The sequence below is a fragment of the Dermacoccus sp. NHGro5 genome (genome assembly GCF_017565385.1).
Lineage (GTDB): Bacteria > Actinomycetota > Actinomycetes > Actinomycetales > Dermatophilaceae > Dermacoccus > Dermacoccus nishinomiyaensis.
On record NZ_JAGEKQ010000024.1, the window covers coordinates 38,609 to 51,008 of the forward strand.

14 protein-coding genes are annotated in these 12,400 nt (G+C 68.7%); 7 read left to right on the forward strand and 7 right to left on the reverse strand.

The features are described from left to right. Nucleotides 1-59 precede the first annotated feature (59 nt). Nucleotides 60-644, reverse strand: coding sequence for a TerD family protein (locus J4Z35_RS10650; RefSeq protein WP_131940183.1), 585 nt, complete (start codon nt 642-644; stop codon nt 60-62). Nucleotides 645-808: 164 nt separating this feature from the next. Between J4Z35_RS10650 and J4Z35_RS10655 the strand changes: the two genes are divergently transcribed. From J4Z35_RS10655 to J4Z35_RS10665, 3 genes are read left to right on the forward strand one after another with little or no spacing between them, the layout of a single operon-like run. Further along, a complete protein-coding gene (locus J4Z35_RS10655; RefSeq protein ID WP_131940185.1) occupies nt 809-1,273 on the forward strand; it encodes a hypothetical protein in 465 nt (154 codons plus the stop codon). After that, nucleotides 1,266-1,811, forward strand: a complete 546-nt coding sequence (locus tag J4Z35_RS10660) for a TerD family protein (protein ID WP_006944616.1) — start codon at nt 1,266-1,268, stop codon at nt 1,809-1,811. Before J4Z35_RS10655 ends, J4Z35_RS10660 begins: the two co-directional genes overlap by 8 nt. After that, nucleotides 1,808-2,680 carry a hypothetical protein gene (locus J4Z35_RS10665; protein ID WP_131940187.1) on the forward strand — a complete coding sequence of 291 codons (873 nt, stop codon included), beginning with the start codon at nt 1,808-1,810 and terminating at the stop codon, nt 2,678-2,680. Before J4Z35_RS10660 ends, J4Z35_RS10665 begins: the two co-directional genes overlap by 4 nt. A 50-nt stretch (nt 2,681-2,730) precedes the next feature. Here J4Z35_RS10665 and J4Z35_RS10670 read toward each other — a convergent pair whose 3' ends face one another. Next, on the reverse strand, nt 2,731-3,870 hold the full coding sequence (locus J4Z35_RS10670) for a DUF475 domain-containing protein (RefSeq protein WP_006944707.1): 1,140 nt from the start codon (nt 3,868-3,870) through the stop codon (nt 2,731-2,733). 245 nt (nt 3,871-4,115) lie between these two features. Here J4Z35_RS10670 and J4Z35_RS10675 point away from each other — a divergent pair, with 245 nt between their 5' ends. The 4 genes from J4Z35_RS10675 to J4Z35_RS10690 all read left to right on the forward strand — a co-directional run bounded on the left by J4Z35_RS10675 (nt 4,116) and on the right by J4Z35_RS10690 (nt 7,178). Next, the gene (locus tag J4Z35_RS10675) at nt 4,116-5,312 is read left to right on the forward strand and encodes a toxic anion resistance protein (RefSeq protein WP_006944600.1); all 1,197 of its coding nucleotides are present in this window, start codon (nt 4,116-4,118) and stop codon (nt 5,310-5,312) included. A 36-nt stretch (nt 5,313-5,348) separates the two neighbouring features. Then, the gene (locus tag J4Z35_RS10680; RefSeq protein ID WP_006944815.1) at nt 5,349-5,789 is read left to right on the forward strand and encodes a hypothetical protein; all 441 of its coding nucleotides are present in this window, start codon (nt 5,349-5,351) and stop codon (nt 5,787-5,789) included. Next, the gene (locus J4Z35_RS10685) at nt 5,782-6,324 is read left to right on the forward strand and encodes a TerD family protein (protein ID WP_006944772.1); all 543 of its coding nucleotides are present in this window, start codon (nt 5,782-5,784) and stop codon (nt 6,322-6,324) included. Before J4Z35_RS10680 ends, J4Z35_RS10685 begins: the two co-directional genes overlap by 8 nt. Nucleotides 6,325-6,446: 122 nt before the next feature. Further along, on the forward strand, nt 6,447-7,178 hold the full coding sequence (locus tag J4Z35_RS10690) for a hypothetical protein (protein ID WP_006944762.1): 732 nt from the start codon (nt 6,447-6,449) through the stop codon (nt 7,176-7,178). Between the two features lie 148 nt (nt 7,179-7,326). On the opposite strand, the gene J4Z35_RS10695 is transcribed toward J4Z35_RS10690, so the two are convergent. From J4Z35_RS10695 to J4Z35_RS10715, 5 genes are all read right to left on the reverse strand, one after another. Beyond that, nucleotides 7,327-8,148 (reverse strand): ATP-binding cassette domain-containing protein, encoded by an 822-nt coding sequence (locus J4Z35_RS10695; protein WP_040014498.1) that lies wholly within the window; start codon nt 8,146-8,148, stop codon nt 7,327-7,329. Nucleotides 8,149-8,390: 242 nt separating this feature from the next. Continuing rightward, nucleotides 8,391-9,470 carry an ABC transporter permease gene (locus tag J4Z35_RS10700; protein WP_006944611.1) on the reverse strand — a complete coding sequence of 360 codons (1,080 nt, stop codon included), beginning with the start codon at nt 9,468-9,470 and terminating at the stop codon, nt 8,391-8,393. Nucleotides 9,471-9,585: 115 nt separating this feature from the next. Beyond that, nucleotides 9,586-9,804 carry a biotin/lipoyl-binding carrier protein gene (locus J4Z35_RS10705; RefSeq protein WP_006944789.1) on the reverse strand — a complete coding sequence of 73 codons (219 nt, stop codon included), beginning with the start codon at nt 9,802-9,804 and terminating at the stop codon, nt 9,586-9,588. A gap of 26 nt (nt 9,805-9,830) precedes the next feature. Next, the gene (locus tag J4Z35_RS10710) at nt 9,831-11,162 is read right to left on the reverse strand and encodes an alpha/beta hydrolase-fold protein (protein WP_131940189.1); all 1,332 of its coding nucleotides are present in this window, start codon (nt 11,160-11,162) and stop codon (nt 9,831-9,833) included. A gap of 170 nt (nt 11,163-11,332) precedes the next feature. Next, on the reverse strand, nt 11,333-12,313 hold the full coding sequence (locus J4Z35_RS10715) for a sugar ABC transporter substrate-binding protein (RefSeq protein ID WP_006944819.1): 981 nt from the start codon (nt 12,311-12,313) through the stop codon (nt 11,333-11,335). Between the last annotated feature and the right edge of the window lie 87 nt (nt 12,314-12,400).

The following is a 12,400-nucleotide window of genomic DNA, read 5'->3' on the forward strand; positions in this document are numbered from 1 at the left end:
CTCCTCGTTCGATGTGAGTCGTACGGATCGTGCGTCGAGATCGAGCCGGACGCGACGCGTCAGCCGACGTTGACGCCGAAGTCGCGCGCGATGCCCGCAAGGCCGTTCGAGTACCCCTGGCCGACGGCACGGAACTTCCACTCGTCGTTGTTGCGGTAGACCTCACCGAAGATCATCGCCGTCTCGGTCGAGGCGTCCTCCGTCAGGTCGTAGCGCGCGAGCTCCGAGCCGCCAGCCGCGTTCATCACACGCATGAACGCGTTGCGCACCTGCCCGAAGGTCTGCTGGCGCGTCCCCGCATCGTAGATCGACACCGCGACGACGACCCGGTCGGCCTGCGGCGGCAGGCCCGACAGGCCGATCTTGATCTGCTCGTCGTCGCCCTCGCCCTCACCGGTGAGGTTGTCACCGGTGTGCTGGACGGTGCCGTCCGGGCTCGCGAGGTTGCCGTAGAAGACGAAGAACCCGTCGTCGATGACCTTGCCCGACGCGTCAACGATGATCGCCGAACCGTCGAGGTCGAATTCCGTGCCCGTCGTCGTCCGCGCGTCCCATCCGAGACCCACGACGACGTCGGTGAGACCGGCGGGCCCGGCCTCCTTGGTGAGTGAGACGTTTCCGCCCTTGGCGAGGCTGACAGCCATGACTGCTCCTTGATCACCTGATGCTCCGGTGGCCGTGACCAGCGTGACGCAGGTCTCGGCCCTTGCTCGTGACACTACCAACGCACGAGACGCTGCGAAGGTTGCAGCAGTACGCTCTGTGCGAACACTCGAACGCACCGACGAAGCCAGGGGAGGCAGTGACGATGGGCTTGTTCGATCGGCTCGGCGAGCGCGCAGCGTCTTCAGCAGCCCCAGCGGCCCCATCCGCCCCCGAGCCCGGCTCGGTGGAGGCGATCGCCGCCGGCAACGTCACGCTGCTGCAGTTCCTGCGCCGCGAATCCGGCCGGATCCCCAACCGCGCCTACATCCTCGCGCGCACCATCGCCCAGCACCTCGACGACGTCGTCGCGGACCCGTCGGCTCACCTGCTCGACGTCGGCTCCCGCATCACCCTCGAACGCATGGCGACGACCCACCTGCCCGACACGATCAACGCCTACCTCGCAGCCCGCACCATGCCCGACGCCGACGAACTCCTCGTCGAACAGCTCGCGACGCTCGAGGTCGCCGCGTCCAAGGCCGCCGCGCGCTCCATCGAAGCGGCGCGCGACGCGTTCCTCATCCAGGGCAGCTTCCTCGAGGACAAGTACGGTTCGTTCCATGTCTGATCTCGTCCCCGGCGCCAACGTCTCACTGCGCGAGGTCCCCGGCCTGCGCCTGCTGCGCATCAGCCTCGAATGGGACGCCGGACGCGAGAACGTCCTCGACGAACGTCTCGGCGTCGCCGCGCTCCCCCTCGTCGACGAGAAACTGCCCGGACGCAGCCACGTCGTGTTCGGCAACCAACCCACCTCACCCGAGCAGTCGACCCGCCTCGGCGCCTCGAACGGCGTCGTCGAGATCGACCTCGACGCCGTCCCCGCCGACGTCGGGCGCGTCGCCGTCATCGTCTTCATCCACCCGCGCCCCGGCGCCGCGCGCCGCTCCCTGTCGCAGCTGCGCTCGCTGCGCGCCGTCGTCACCGACGCGGAGAAGGGCACGCCCATCACCCGCTCCGTCGACCTCGCCAAGAGCGCCGGCAACGTCACCGCGCTCATCGCCGTCGAGGTGTACCGCCGCGGCAGTGAGTGGAAGGTCAAGGTCAACGGCCAGGGCTTCGACGGAGGACTCGACGCGGGCCTCGCGCAGTTCGGCCTGCCGGCATGAGTGACGGCTTCCTGCGTCCGCCCTCGGCGGGCGGCCCGGGCACGCCGGACGGCCCGACGCTCGCGCCGCCCGGGACCTCCGCGCCCCCATCGACCCCGGGCCCATCGACCCCGGGCCCGGCTTCCGCGGCGGGGCAGGCGCAGCCCGCCGCCTCGCCGAGCGCGTCCTCGCCGACGACGAGTGGCCCGCGTCCTTGGCTGTGGGTCCACACCGCGCGACCCAACCCTCTCGAGGCGCCGTCCGCGACGCCGGTGAGCACTGCGGCAACACCGGCCACGACGGGCGCCCCTGCCGTCACCCCGCCGGCGGCGGGCCACCGTTCCACGTCGGCCGGCACCCCGCCCGGGCCTGCCGGCGCCTCCCGCACGCCGGCGTCGTTTCCGCCCGCGCGCGTGTGCCACGACGCACCTCGCGGCCTCGAGATGACAGGCGGGACGACGACGCAGCTCGACGGCGCGATCACCCTCGACCGTCTCGCCTCCGGTTACGGTGCCCTGACGATCTCGTGGTCGCACACCGGCGAGGGCCGCGATCTTCTCGCACTCGTCGACGGCTCCACCGTCGACCCGCGCGGCGACGAGTTCGTCATCGACCTGCTCCCCGGCCTCGACCGCATCCTCATCTGCACGGGCACCGCGCGCGGCGTCGAGCTGCCCGCGTCGAGCATCATCGTGGCGAACGGTTCGACGCGCGTCGAGTGCCGACTGCCCGCAGGCACGAGTTACGGCGTCTGGCCCCGCCTCAGCCTCGTCGGGGTCGACGAGTTCGTCGTCCTGCTCGACGAGCACGACCCCAGCTCCGGCGACCTCGGGCCCGTGGCCGCTGCCTACGGCCACGATGCGGCGACGTTCGTGCGCGCGGGACGCTGACGGCCACCCGTCCTCATCAGGACGAGTGGCCGCGCGCTGTTCGTGAGGGCTCAGCCGCCCAGGTGCTCGACCTGACCGCCGGCCGCCTCGATGCGCTTGTTGCGCACCAGAGAGCTGAGGTAGGCAGCGCCGATGAAGCCGACACCGATGAGCCCGGTGACGACCTCCGGCACCTCGTGCTTGATGCTGATGAGCAGGATCGCGGCCAGCGCTCCGATGGCCCACATCGCGCCGTGCTCGAGGTAGGCGTAATCGTCGAGCGTGCCCTGACGCACGAGGTACACCGTCAGCGACCGGATCCACATCGCCCCGACGCCGAGGCCGAGCGCGATGATGAAGATGTCCTGGCTGATGGCGAACGCGCCGATGACACCGTCGAACGAGAACGACGCGTCGAGCACCTCGAGGTACATGAACAGGAAGAACGCCGCCTTGCCCGCCGTGGTGCCAACACCCTTCGACGCGGGTGCCTGCGCCGCAGTGTCGCCGGCCTTCGTGGCGACGCTGCGCTCAGCGTCGTCATCGCCTGCCGCAGCGTCGTCGTCATCCTCGCCCTGGCTCTCGAACAGGTCACCGAGACCGCCGACGAGCAGGTACGTCATGAGGCCGAGGATGCCGGAGAACAGGACGGTGCCGGGCTCCTTCGCGAGCGTCTGCGACACGACGGCGAGCACGAGCAGCGCGACGACGACGGAGAGCTGATCGAGCTTGCCGATCTTGGCGAGGGGACGCTCGATGGGGCGCAGCCACTGCAGGTCGCGCTTCTCGAAGACGAAGTCGAGGAACAGCATCAGCAGGAACATGCCGCCGAACGCGGCGATGCTCGGGTGCGCATCGTGGAGCATGTGCGCGTATGTGCCGGGGGTCTCCTGGTCGCCGCCCTTGATGGCCAGGTCGATGGCCTCCATCGGCCCGACGTGACCCGTCAGGCACACGATGAGCAGGGGGAAGACCAGGCGCATGCCGAAGACGGCGATGAGGATGCCGACCGTCAGGAAGATTTTCTGCCAGAAGGCGTTCATCCGTTTGAGGATGGTCGCGTTGACGACGGCATTGTCGAAGCTCAGGGAGACCTCGAGCACGATGAGGATGGCGACGATGGCGAGGCCGGAGGGCCCACCGATCAGGAAGCCGCCGACCAGGCCGGCGATCGTGATGGCGGCGGACCATCCGAACGTCTTGAGGAGCATGAGGATCCGTTTCCGAAGGGGACGCGCCCGGCGACATCGGCACGGGCTGCGGGGTCATCGCTCAGCCTAGCCGCGCAGCGACGGGGAACGTCCGCGGCACGACGGAGCACCACCGTGTTTCACGTGAAACTTGGCGCCGCAGAGCCGGACGGGGAACGTTCCCCGGGCCTCAGCGCGTTGTCACCGGCGTGGACTAGGCTCGACGCAACCGAGATGTCTTGGCCGCGTGACCAAGGAGGAGCACGATGACGAACCCTGAACCCCAGCCCATGCTCGCCCCGCCGAAACCGGTCGACGTGGTCGAGCCCGAGAAGGCTGCGGCGATGGTGCCGATCGACGAGCAGCACAAGCAGCTCGCCGTCACGGAGGCGACGCAGACCGTCGCGAGGTTCGAGGAGATCGACCCCAACGACCCGGCGTTCCGCGCGCGGCTCAAGGAGATCACCAACATGGGCCGCGAGGAGTCCATGAAGGCTGCGCAGGTGAGCAACTCGATCCTGCAGCGCCCCTCCCTCGCCGGCAAGGACAGCGCCCAGAACAAGGTCGGCAACACCCTCGCCGAGCTGCGTCAGACGGTCACCGACCTCGACCCGCACCGCGCCGACCTCAAGGGTGCGAAGAAGCTGCTCAAGTGGATGCCGGGCGGCGACAAGGTCGACCGCTACTTCATGAAGTACCAGTCGAGCCAGACCCACCTCAACGCCATCATCGCCGCGCTCGAATCGGGCCAGGACGACCTGCGCAAGGACAACGCCGGCATCCAGCTCGAGCAGACGCGCCTGTGGGAGTCGCTCATCCGCCTGCGCGACCTCGACGAGAAGATGACGCAGCTCGACGCCGCCATCGAGCAGCGCGTCGCCGAGCTCGGCGCCCGCGGTGAGACGGAGAAGGCCGACGCGATGAAGTCGCAGGTGCTCTTCACCGTCCGTCAGCGCCGTCAGGACCTCGCGACGGAGATCGCCGTCGCCACGCAGGGCTACATGTCGCTCGGGCTCGTCCTGCAGAACAACGACCAGCTCATCACGGCCGTCGACCGTGCCAAGTCGACGACAGTCGCCGCGCTCTACACGGCCGTCATCGTCTCCGAGGCGCTGGCGCGTCAGAAGCTCGTGCTCGACCAGATCAACGCCCTGCGCTCGACCACGTCGAACATGATCGAGTCGACGTCGCAGCAGCTGCGTCAGCAGGGCGCCGAGATCAACGCGAAGTCGACCGAGTCGCTCGTCGAGGTGCAGAAGCTCGAGAACGCGTTCACCAACGTCTTCGCGACGATGGACGCGATCGACTCCTACCGCAGCGCCGCGACGGACTCGATGGCCGCGACCATCACGTCCCTGCAGACGCAGATCAAGCGTGCCGAGCCGTACATGGAGCGCGCCCGCAAGCAGCAGCTCGAGAGCAACGAGAACATGCGCGGCCAGCTGCCCGGCGGGCCCGCCTGAGCCTCGTGACGCACCGCTTCGCAGGAAGGATCTGACGTGGGGTGGTTCTCGCGCGACGACGCGCGCCAGCAGCAGCCCAGCGGGCCGACTCCGGGCACCGTCGAAGCCGTCGAGGCGGCGCTGCACCCGTACGTGCGGTGGCTGCGTTCCCTCGGCGCGCAGGTGCCCGGGCGAGCGATGGTGCTGTGCCGTCTCATCGGAGACCACCTCGAGGACGTCGTCGCCGACCCGTCGGCGCGCCTGCTCGACGTGCAGACCCTCGTGACGCTGGAGCGCACCGCGAGCGCCCACGTGCCCGACACGATCAACGCCTACCTCGCGGCGCGCGGCGTCGCCGGGGCGCAGGACATGCTGATCCAGCAGCTCACGACGATCGAGCACGTCGCCTCGTCCGCGGCGCGCCGTTCGATCGACAACGCCCGCGACGCCCTGGAGATCCAGGGCGCGTTCTTGGAGGAGAAGTTCGGCCATGGCTGACGAATCCCGCGCGCCCGGCACCGGCGCCTCACTCGACGGCGTCCGCATCGTCTCGCTCGACGTGCGCTGGAACACCGGCGCGCAGACCGCGCTGGGCGACCGCCTCGGCATCGCCGCGATGCCGCTCGTGCGCGACCGCGTCGAGAGCCGCGAGCACGTCGTGCACTCCAACCAGCCGGCCACCCCCGACGAGACGACGCGCCTCGGTATCTCCGACGGCGTCGTCGAGGTCGACCTCGCGGCAGCCCCCACGGACGTCGAGCGCATCGTCGTCCTCGCGTTCGTTCAGCCGCGCGCCAACGCCCCGAAGCGCACCCTCGACGAGGTGAGCAGCCTCGACGTCAGCGTGCGTGACGACGCCACGGGTCGCGAGATCACGCGCTCGGGCAACCTCGCGTCAGCGGCGGGGCCTGTGTCGGCGCTCGTCGTCGCGGAGGTCGTGCGAGGGGATGCCGGGTGGCGTGTCGAGTTCACCGGCCGCGGCTACGACGCCGGCCTCGACGCCGCGATGCAGCAGGCCGGGAGCCGGCTGTGACGCTGCAGCCACCGCCCGGTTACGGCTCCGGGCAGGGGGATTCGTCGCCCACTCCATCGTCGGGGGGCGCTTTCTCACTTCCCGGAGGCACCGATGGCTACGCGCAGGATCAGCCAGGCCGGGTGCAGCCCCCGACGCCGGCGCCGCTGCCTGCGGACGCACCGGAGGATGCGCCGTCCGAGCGCGGTGTGCCGGATTCGCAGCTCGGCAACCCCGATGGTGCCTGGCTGCGCGTTCTCGCGCGGCAGACGAGCCCGTCGGTGACGGACATGGCCCCGTCCGCGGGCGAGCAGGGCGTCGCGGTGGGGCAAGGCGGCGAAGCGCCCGCTCCGAGCGGGCGGGTCGAGGTCGTGCCGGCACGTCGACGCCCGTCTCCGCCGCCGCTGGGCGTCAGCGTCGTCGGGGGGCGCACGGTGAAGCTGCACCGCGTCGCCGCGCTCGACCGGCTTGCCTCGGGCGTCGGCTACCTGACGGTCGAATGGCTCGTGCGTCGGCGTGGTCTCGACCTGCTCGCGCTGCAGGACGGCTCGAGCGTCACCCCACGCGGCAACACGCTGACGGTCGACATGACGCAGCCGATGAACCGCGTGCTCATCGCCACGGGGACCCAGGGCACCATGCCGCTGCCGCCGTCGGAGATGCGGGTGAGCAACGGTTCGACGCAGGTCATCGTCCCGATCGATGGGGGCACGAGCCTCGGCGTCTGGCCACGCCTGACACTGACGCGCGTCGACGAGTTCGTCGTCATCCGCCACGAGCACGACCCGCTGTCCGGTGTGCTCGGGGCCGTCGCGTCGGCGTACGGCTACGACGAGCGATCGTTCGCCATCACGCACACGCACCTGTTGGGCTGACGTCCGCCGCGCTCGCCTGGAGGCCGCGTCGCCGGCCCACGCGCACCTTCCACGGCTGAGGGCCGAAACCCTGCAATGCAGAGTTTCGGCCCTCAACTCGTCTCTGAGAGCTGCGATCCCGCAGCGCGCGGTCTCGGCTCCGAAGGAATCACTCGACGTCGATCGGTGACGCGGCCACCTTCGGCGCGTCGTCGTGGCGCAATTCGTGCTCGAGCGCCTCGAGTTCGCTCACGCCGGCCATCTGCGCCGTCAGCTCGTCGAGGCCGATCTCGCTCTTCGACGCATCGAGCGTCACGCGGCCGAGCTTCAGGACGACGAAGTGGTCGCCGACCAGGTAGGCGTGGTGCGGGTTGTGCGTGATGAGCACGACGCCGAGGCCGGCGTCACGCGCCGCCATGATGTATTTCAGAACGACGCCGGATTGCTTGACGCCGAGCGCGGCCGTCGGCTCGTCGAGGATGATGACCTTGGCGCCGAAGTAGATGGCTCGGGCGATGGCGAGACACTGCTTCTGCCCGCCCGAGAGGCCACCAACGGGACGGTCGAGGTCGGGCACCGCGATGCCCATCTTCGTCAGTTCCTCGTCGCAGACGGCCTTCATGCGCTTGATGTCGAGCGCTCCGAACGGGCCCTTCGTCAACTCGTTGCCGAGGAAGAAGTTGCGCCACACCGACTGCAGCGGCGCGAGCGCGAGATCCTGGTAAACCGTCGCGATACCGGACGAGAGCGACTGGCGCGGTGACGAGAAGTGGCGCACCTCGCCGTCGACGACCATCTCGCCGCTCGTGTAGTCGTGCAGGCCCGACATGATCTTGATGAGCGTCGACTTGCCGGCACCGTTGTCACCGAGCACGCACGTCACCTCGCCGGGTCGGACGGTGAGGTCGACGCCACGCAGGGCGTCGACGTTGCCGTAGGCCTTGCCGACGTCGACGAGCTGGACGATGGCGGTGTCATCGTGGGAGTTCACGCCGGTGGCGCCCCTCGTCTCGCCCGCGCTGTCCGTGCCCGAGGAGGCCGTTTCACGTGAAACATCAACCGCGGGGGACGCGGTGCGTTCAGCCGACGCTGTTCGGGTCTCTTCGGCCGCCTCGCGTCGGGGGGCAGCGTCATCCGGCATCACCGACTGCGTCGCGCCAGCAGTGTCACCCGTGCCCGGCCTTCCCGTTGCGCCCGGGCGGCGGCGGCCGTCGTCACCGGTCTTGATGCGGATCATCGGGCGTCCGCCTTTCGCTTGACGTAGGTGTTGAGGAGCACGGCGGCGAGCAGCATGACGCCGAGGAACGTCTTGAACCAGTCGGGGTTCCAGCCGGCGTAGTTGATGCCGAGCTGCGTCATGCCGAACATGAGCGCACCGAAGCTCGCACCGACCGCGGAGCCGTAGCCGCCCGTCAGCAGACAGCCACCGACGACAGCCGCGATGATGTAGATGAACTCGTTGCCGATGCCCTCACCGGACTGCACCTGGTTGAACGCGAACAGCAGGTGCATGCCCGACAGCCAGGCGCAGAACCCGACGAACATGTAGAGCCCGACGCGCACCTTCCACACGGGCACACCGACGGCGCGGGCCGCTTTCTCGTCGTCGCCGATGGCGAAGATCCAGTTGCCGACCTTGGTGCGCAGCAGCACGAAGGCGGCGATGATCGTCAGGACGATCCAGAACAGCACCGGGATCTTGAGGTTGACCGGCCCGATCTTCATCGAGGCCGCGAAGAATGCGTGCGCGGAGTCGAAACCGGCCATGTCGGAGATGTCGTTGCTCGCGACGCCACCCGTGACGGAGCGCGTCACGCCGAGGTTGACGCCCTGCAGGACGAAGAACGTCGCGAGCGTGATGAGGAAGCTCGGCAAACCGCTGCGGTTGAGCATGAACCCGTTGAGCGCACCGATGGCGAGCGCGATGAGCAGGCTCAACCCGACTGCGGCCCACACGTGGAAGTTGAAGTACCAGGCGAGCAGCGACGCCGACAGCCCCGCCGTCGTCACCGCGACACCGGCCGACAGGTCGAACTCGCCCGCCACCATGAGCAGCGCGACGGGCACGGCCATGATGCCGATCGTCGCGGACTGATAGAGGATCGTGCCGGTGTTTGCCATGTGACGGAACGGCTCGGCGACGAGGAGGAAGAACACGGCGATCGCGAGAACCCCGAACAGGGCACCGATCTCGGGGCGTGACAGGTAGCGCGCGAGGACGTTGCGGTTGCGGACGCGGTCGTCCGCTGAGCTGGCGGGCGCGGGCGTCGCCGGTGACGAACTCGGCTCGCTCGACGTGGCAGGAGTCGACACGCGAGGCTCCCTTTCGAGTGTGCGGGCAGGCGAAGGGGTACCTTCACCGTCCTTCATGGTAGAGGACAGGTGTATCGAACCGATACATTTCCCGACCGCGCCGCGCGGCGCTCGCTCACTGAAGGACGACGAGGACGTCGCCCTCCTGCACGACGTCACCGGGCTGGACGCGGATCTCGACGACGGTGCCCGGCTCCTCGGGGACGACGGGGATCTCCATCTTCATCGACTCGAGCAGGACGAGTTCGTCACCGGCCTCGACGCGCTGGCCGACGCTCACCGCGATGGAGTGGACGTTCGCGACGAGGTCGGATGCGATGTGTTGTGTGCCCATGCCAGCATCGTGGCAGAGGCGCGCTGTTACCCGCGCGTTCGCGGCGTCAAGCCGACGAGGCCGTTCGTCGAACCCGTGACGTGATGGGTGAGAGCGCGGTGACGGCGCGTCAGCGAACTCGCCGACGGCTGCACCTGCGACGTGCCTGCTGCCGCGCTCGACGGCGACGTCGCCTGCTGCGACGTCGAACCCGCCGAGGCCGCGAACATGGGGAACGTCTTGCCCATCCAGGTGAACACGTCGGGGAACGTCGTCTCCCACACGCCGACGCGGTGACCGGCGTGCGGCAGGTCGACCTGCGTGACGTCATACGCCGTCGCCGCCTTGATGAACGCCTCGCTCGAGGCGCCCGACAGCTTGTCCGCGCCCGAGACGAGCACCCACAGCGACTGCGGGTGCGGGTTCTTCTTGACCTGCTCGATGAGGTTGTAACGCTCGGGGACCTTGCCGTTGAACGGGTTCCACGTGTCGAACTGCGGCGAATAGTACCCACCGAGGCTCGCGCCACCCGCGTAACGGTCGGGGTGCAGGATCGTCGCCATCGACGAGCACCAACCGCCGGCCGAGACACCGATCGTCGTCCACGCCTCGCGGCTGGCCTGTGCACGGAAGTTCTGCGTGATGTAGTCGGGCACCATCGACGTCAGCCACGTCTCCATGTTGAGGCCACCGCCGTCGACGCACTCGGTGTCGATACCGGCCGGCATCTCCTGCGGCACGATGATGATGGCGTCACGCATCGCGCCGCGACTCACCGCGTCACGCAGCGAGGCGTCGAGGTGGAAGACGCGCTGGTAGTCGAGGGTGCCACCGGGCATGCCGTGGAAGGCCTCGATGACGGGGTACGTGCGCTTCGTGTCACTCGTGTACGACGGCGGCAGCCACACCATGACACGGCCGATGTCCTTGCCCTGCATGCGGATACCGGGGATGTTGATCTTGATCCACTGCCCCGTGGAGGACGGCTTGAGGTGCAGCCCGGCCTCGTAGCGGGCGCGCTGGGCGGCGTACTTCGCGTCGGCGGCGGCGTCGGTCTGACGTGCCTGCTGCAGCGCTTCGTTCTTCTGCTCCTGGGTACGCGCCTTGCCGTGCGTGTGCTGCTCGATGGTGGGCGGTGTGCCGGTGACGGCGGCCTGCACGTCCTGCCAGGACGAGTACCACCCGTACTTCGAGTTGAGCGTCACGACGGCCGCGAGCACGAGCACGAACGTGCTCGTCAACATGCCACCGAGGCGCATCGCGACGTGCTTGAGCGAGCGCGTGCCGAACGCGTGACCCCGCAGCGCCACGAACAGCGTGATGAGCAAGCCCAGAATCCAGATCATGACCGCGAACGTCATGCTGTCCGGCTCGATCATCTCCCCGCCCTTCCCCTTGCGCGCCCCGCGGTTCGGGGCGTCGACGACGAGCTCTTGTGAAGTCCAACCCTCAGCACATCACATCCAGGTGAACGCCAGCTGAGGCGGGCCAGAACCACACGTGGGTGCGCGTCGGGCCGAGACCGCGCCGCGCGAGTCGGGCGCACCGCTCAGCGGCGTCCGGACTTCGCGTACTTCTCGACGTCGGCGACGTTCGACTTGTCGATGAACGCGGGCCCCGTGAGCACGGGCTGGCCACCACCGACGATGTTGCCGTTGTTCTTGCGCAGCCACAACGCATCGACGGCGAGGTATCCCTGCAGGTACGGCTGCTGGTCGACCGCCCACTGGATCGTGCCCGCCTTGATCGCGCCGAGCACCTCGTTGCTCGTGTCGAACGTGTAGACCTTGGCGTCCGAGCTCGCGTCCTTGACCGACTTCGTCGCCGCCATCGCGTACGGGCCGCCGAGGCCGAGGACGGCATCGATCGTCTTGTCCTGCTGCAGCTTGCTCGTGATCGCACTCTGCACGCTCGGCATGTCCGTGCCGTTGACGTAGATGTTCTCCGTCGCGTCGAACTTGCTCTTGACGCCCGCACAGCGATCCATGTGGCCGACGTTGCCCTGCTCGTGGATGACGCACAGCACCTTCTTGGCGCCGCCGCTCTTGAGCTTGTCGCCTGCCGCCTCGCCGGCGATCTTCTCGTCCTGGCCGAAGTAGCTCTCGACGCCCATCTTCTTCCAGTCGTCCAGGCCGCCGTTGAGCGCGACGACGGGGATGCCCGCCTTCTTCGCCGCCTCCACGGAGCCCTTCATGGCATCCGGCTTCGCGAGCGTCAGGGCGATGCCGTCGACCTTCTTGTCGACGGCCTGCTGCACGAGGTTCGACTGCTTCGAACCGTCCGGGTCGGAGGTGTACTCGAGCTTGACGTTGTCCTTCGCCGCCGCATCCTCGGCGCCCTTGCGCACGATGTCCCAGAACGTGTCACCCGGGCCCGAGTGCGTGACGAGAGCGACCGTCATCGTCGGAGTGTTCGCGTGACCGGCGTTGTTCGACGCCTCTTCGACCGCCTTGCGCCCACCCGTGGAACTGCACGCGGCGAGCGAGGTGGCGAGCACGGCGACACTCGCCATCGTCAGGGACTTGCGCATGTGGATGATCCTTCTCCGGGGCGCCGACGGCGCGGACGTGACTATCAGCGTCCATTGTGCCCCACCTGATGTCTCGGTTCGATACAT

Bases quoted from the DNA above. Each gene is read 5' to 3' on its own strand.
- J4Z35_RS10685 (WP_006944772.1), top strand. From the start codon at position 5,782: ATGGCTGACGAATCCCGCGCGCCCGGCACCGGCGCCTCACTCGACGGC.
- J4Z35_RS10655 (WP_131940185.1), top strand. From the start codon at position 809: ATGGGCTTGTTCGATCGGCTCGGCGAGCGCGCAGCGTCTTCAGCAGCC.
- J4Z35_RS10650 (WP_131940183.1), bottom strand. From the start codon at position 644: ATGGCTGTCAGCCTCGCCAAGGGCGGAAACGTCTCACTCACCAAGGAG.
- J4Z35_RS10670 (WP_006944707.1), bottom strand. From the start codon at position 3,870: ATGCTCCTCAAGACGTTCGGATGGTCCGCCGCCATCACGATCGCCGGC.
- J4Z35_RS10705 (WP_006944789.1), bottom strand. From the start codon at position 9,804: ATGGGCACACAACACATCGCATCCGACCTCGTCGCGAACGTCCACTCC.
- J4Z35_RS10710 (WP_131940189.1), bottom strand. From the start codon at position 11,162: ATGATCGAGCCGGACAGCATGACGTTCGCGGTCATGATCTGGATTCTG.
- J4Z35_RS10665 (WP_131940187.1), top strand. From the start codon at position 1,808: ATGAGTGACGGCTTCCTGCGTCCGCCCTCGGCGGGCGGCCCGGGCACG.
- J4Z35_RS10675 (WP_006944600.1), top strand. From the start codon at position 4,116: ATGACGAACCCTGAACCCCAGCCCATGCTCGCCCCGCCGAAACCGGTC.
- J4Z35_RS10660 (WP_006944616.1), top strand. From the start codon at position 1,266: ATGTCTGATCTCGTCCCCGGCGCCAACGTCTCACTGCGCGAGGTCCCC.
- J4Z35_RS10715 (WP_006944819.1), bottom strand. From the start codon at position 12,313: ATGCGCAAGTCCCTGACGATGGCGAGTGTCGCCGTGCTCGCCACCTCG.